General features: G+C 74.8%; 6 protein-coding genes and 1 pseudogene. 1 reads left to right on the top strand and 6 read right to left on the bottom strand.

Translation table 11 applies throughout. The features are described from left to right. The 3 genes from H5J29_RS25110 to H5J29_RS25100 form a co-directional block, all read right to left on the bottom strand. On the bottom strand, window positions 1–650 hold a 650-nt coding region (locus tag H5J29_RS25110), incomplete at its 3' end, for a cation diffusion facilitator family transporter (RefSeq protein ID WP_312858396.1). Continuing rightward, on the bottom strand, window positions 647–1,012 hold the full coding sequence (locus H5J29_RS25105; RefSeq protein WP_181783491.1) for a very short patch repair endonuclease: 366 nt from the start codon (window positions 1,010–1,012) through the stop codon (window positions 647–649). The genes H5J29_RS25110 and H5J29_RS25105, both read right to left, overlap by 4 nt. A 108-nt stretch (window positions 1,013–1,120) precedes the next feature. Continuing rightward, window positions 1,121–1,642, bottom strand: a complete 522-nt coding sequence (locus tag H5J29_RS25100) for a hypothetical protein (protein ID WP_181783488.1) — start codon at window positions 1,640–1,642, stop codon at window positions 1,121–1,123. Here H5J29_RS25100 and H5J29_RS25095 point away from each other — a divergent pair. Next, window positions 1,566–1,985, top strand: a pseudogene (locus tag H5J29_RS25095) (ArsB/NhaD family transporter); the annotation flags it as partial. The gene H5J29_RS25100 and the pseudogene H5J29_RS25095 overlap by 77 nt on opposite strands. On the opposite strand, the gene H5J29_RS25090 reads toward H5J29_RS25095, so the two are convergent. From H5J29_RS25090 to H5J29_RS25085, 3 genes are all read right to left on the bottom strand, one after another. Further along, window positions 1,975–2,658, bottom strand: a complete 684-nt coding sequence (locus H5J29_RS25090) for a histidine phosphatase family protein (RefSeq protein WP_376768571.1) — start codon at window positions 2,656–2,658, stop codon at window positions 1,975–1,977. The pseudogene H5J29_RS25095 and the gene H5J29_RS25090 sit on opposite strands and share 11 nt — an antisense overlap. Further along, a complete protein-coding gene (locus H5J29_RS35395; protein WP_312858394.1) occupies window positions 2,655–3,389 on the bottom strand; it encodes a zinc ribbon domain-containing protein in 735 nt (244 codons plus the stop codon). Before H5J29_RS35395 ends, H5J29_RS25090 begins: the two co-directional genes overlap by 4 nt. A gap of 13 nt (window positions 3,390–3,402) precedes the next feature. Continuing rightward, on the bottom strand, window positions 3,403–3,644 hold a 242-nt coding region (locus H5J29_RS25085), incomplete at its 5' end, for a Nif3-like dinuclear metal center hexameric protein (protein WP_220187898.1).

The following is a 3,644-nucleotide window of genomic DNA, read 5'->3' as shown; positions in this document are numbered from 1 at the left end:
TCCAGGACCTCGTCGGGCGGGGACATGCTGAGCAGCTCGCGGATCCCGCGGACGACCAGCCGCGCGGGCACCGGGAGGAACGCCGCGGAGGCGAGCACGACCATGCCGGGGTCGACGTAGCGGGCGAGGTCGTCCCTGCCGTTCAGGACGAGCACCCACGCGACCACGAAGCCGACGAGCACCCCGACGCTGAGCAGGGTGTCCCCCGCCCACTCGGCGGCCTCGGCCCGGACCAGGTCCGACGCGCGGCGGGCCATCCGGCGCAGCACCAGCGTGACCGCGACCCCGGCCACCGTGGACACCACGCCGTAGACCACTGCGGACCCGACGGCGATCGACTCCGGCCCGTCCACGATCTCCACCACCGCGCCGACGAGCGCGTAGAGGCACAGGCCCGCGAGCGCCGCCGCCTTGCCGACCACGGCGAGCGGCTCCCACGCCTCGCGGCCCCAGGGGTAGCGGTCGTCCGGTCCGCGCCGCGCGGTGCGCAGGGCCAGCACCGCGAGCAGCGAGAGCCCGACGGCGGCGAAGGAGTACAGGCCGTCGAACACGATCAGCCGGGACCCCGAGAGCACGCCCCAGACCAGGGCCATCACCCCGAACGCGGCGGAGGCCCACACGGAGACGCGCAGGGCGCGCTCGTCGTTCACGTGACGGCCGCGCGGACCCGCAGCGCGGCCTCCGCGGGGTCCTCGTGCTCCCAGACCCGCACGCTCCGCCAGCCCGCCTCGGCGAGTCGCTGGTCGGTGTCGCGGTCCCGCCGCCGGTTGTCGGACACCTTGCGGGCCCAGAACTCCGCGTTCGTGGCCGCGACGGTGTGGTGCTCCGGGCAGCCGTGCCAGAAGCAGCCGTCGAGGAACACGGCCACCTTGGCCCGGGTGAACAGCAGGTCGGCGGTGCGCCGGACGCCCTTCAGCGGCCGGGCCCCGACCCGGTACCGCAGGCCCAGTGCGTGCACCGCCCGGCGCAGCGCGAGCTCGGGCCTCGTGTCCCGCCCGCGGTTCGACCGCATGCTCGCCCGCACCCCCGGCGAGGAGGCCCACGACCCGTCCGGCACGGGTGCCGACCCTACTGTCCGGGTGCGGGACACCAGTACCTCGGAGTGGCGGACTCCGGCTGATCACGACGACCCGCGGCTCGTGCGAGACTCCCCGTCGAACTCGGGTGAGCCGCAGGGGGATCGATGCTCGCGCTCGTCGTCATCATGCTGTTGCTGCTCGGCTGGGCGCTGATCGCGGGCAGGCTGGCGCGGTTCAGCGTGACCATGCCGCTGGCCATGCTGGCGGCGGGGGTCGCGCTGACCGCGGGCTCGGACCCGGTCTTCGTCTTCGACATCGAGTTCGAGTCGGCCGAGCACATCGTCGAGATCATCCTGGCGATCCTGCTGTTCACCGACGCCACGGAGGTCCAGGGTGGGGTGCTCGGCCGCGAGCCGCGGCTCACCCTGCGGCTGCTGCTGATCGCCCTGCCCGCCTCGCTGCTGCTGGCCTGGCTCGCGGGGCTGGTGCTGCTGCCGGGCACCGGGCTGTGGCTGCTGGTGGTGCTCGCCACGATCGTGATGCCGATCGACCTCGCCCCTGTTCTGCCTGTTCGTCCTGGCCCTGGGAGTGGTCGTCGCCGCGGTGGGCGCGCACGGGCTCACCGACGCGCTCGCCGGGTTCCTGCCCGCGGCGCCGACCCTGGTGGGGCTGTTGACGATGGCGGGCGTCGCGGCGCTGCTGGCGAACCTGCTGAACAACCTGCCCGCCACGCTGGTGCTGCTCGCCGCCCTCGGCCCGGCGCCCGCTCCGGCCGTGGTGCTGGCGTTGCTGCTGGGGGTGAACATCGGGCCGAACCTGACCTACGTCGGCTCGCTGGCCACCCTGCTGTGGCGGCGGATCCTGCCCGCGCCGCCCCGCCTGGCCACCTTCTCCGCGCTCGGCCTGCTCACCGTGCCCGCCTGCCTGGCCGCGGCCACCACGGCGTTGTGGCTGGTCAGCGGGTGAGCGCCGGCGAGTCCGGCCCGCCCAGGTGGGAGGTGTCGTTCACCAGCCGGACGGTGGCGTTGCCGTCGGCGAAGAAGTCCGCGACGGACAGCGACGCCAGGTCCAGGTGCAGGCGGTAGAGGATCGAGGTCCCGACGCCCAGCGCGGTCTGCAGGATCAGCTTGATCGGCGTGACGTGGCTGACCAGCAGCACCGTCCTCCCGGTGAACTCGGCGACGATCTCCGCGAGCTCCCGGTTCACCCGCTCCCCCGCGGCGTCGAAGCTCTCGCCCTCGGGCGGCGGCACCGACGAGCTGCCGAGCCAGCGCGCGAACAGCTCCGGGTCGCGTTCGCGGGCCTCGAGGAAGGTCAGCCCCTCCCAGGAGCCGAAGTCCGTCTCGATCAGCCCCGGCCGCACCTCGACGGGCACGTCGACCGCCTTCGACACCGCCTCGGCCGTCTGCCGGGCCCGCTGGAGCGGGGAGGTGAGGATCGCGTCGATCCCGCCCCGCGCCGCCATCCGGGCCGCCGCCGCGTCGGCCTGGGCCAGCCCGAGCTCGGTGAGGGCGGGATCGCCGAGGCCGGAGTAGCGCTTCTCCACCGACAGCGGGGTCTGGCCGTGGCGGAGCAGCAACAGCCTGCTCACCGCCCCGCGCTGCCCGGTCCAGGCCGCGGAACCCGAAGGCGCACTCACAGGCCCGACTCCCCCGTCCGGACGAGGATCGCGTCGCACTCCTCGCAGTTCACGACGTCGTCCACCGCGGCGGCCTTGATCCGGCCGAGGAAGGTCCGGTCGAGCTCCAGCCTGCAGGCCCCGCAGCGCCGCTCGCGGAGCAGACCCGCCCCGACCCGGCCGCCCGCGCGGCGCTTCTCGTACTCGGCGAGCAGGTCCTCGGGGAGCTCGGGGAGGATCGCGGCGCGGTCTCGCGTGCGCCCCGCCTCGGCGGCGTCGAGGTCCGCGAGTGCGGTGTCCCGGCGGACCGTGACGGCGGCGAGCCGCTCCTCGGCCTCCGCCAGCACGCGCCGGGCGTGGTCGAGGTTGCCGCCCAGCGCCTCGCGCTGCTCCATGACCTCGAGCTGCTCGTCCTCCAGGGTGGACTGGCGGCGGGCCAGGGTCTCCAGCTCGTGCTGCAGGTCCTGGGCCTGCTTGGCCCCGATCCCGCCCGCGAGCAGGCCCTTGTCCCGCTCGGTGCGCTGCCGGACGCCGTCGATGTCCCGCTCCAGCCGCGTGATGTCCCGGTCCAGGTCCCCGGCCGAGGTCTCGGCCTCGACCAGCGCGTCCTTGCTCGACCGCACGGCGCCCTCGGCCTCGGTGAGCTCGGCGTGCTCGGGCAGGGCCCGCCTGCGATGGGTGAGCCGGGTGAGCTCGGCGTCCGCTGCGGCGAGGTCGAGCAGCCGCTTCTGCGCGGCGGGGGCGGCCTTCACACGGTCCTCCTGATCATGCGCCGATCGTCCACGGATCCGTGCGGATCGTGGACACGCGGATCTCGACGCTACCCTCCAGCGCCTTCTCGACGACGGCCGCCGCCTGCCCGCACCACGGCCACTCCGAGGCCCAGTGCGCGACGTCGACCAGCGCGGGCGTCGGGCGGCCGGGCAGGGAGCCCGCCAGCAGGTGTTCCGACGCCGGGTGGTGGCGCAGGTCCGCCGTCACGTAGGCGTCCGCGCCCGCGGCGATCG

Source organism: Pseudonocardia pini (assembly GCF_013870575.1).
Classification (GTDB): Bacteria; Actinomycetota; Actinomycetes; order Mycobacteriales; family Pseudonocardiaceae; genus Pseudonocardia; species Pseudonocardia pini.
The sequence above is the reverse complement of the archived record's forward strand: the minus strand, read 5'-3'. Positions and strand labels throughout refer to the sequence as shown.

Coding starts and splice junctions, on each gene's coding strand:
- H5J29_RS25105 (WP_181783491.1), bottom strand. CDS start 1,012: ATGCGGTCGAACCGCGGGCGGGACACGAGGCCCGAGCTCGCGCTGCGC.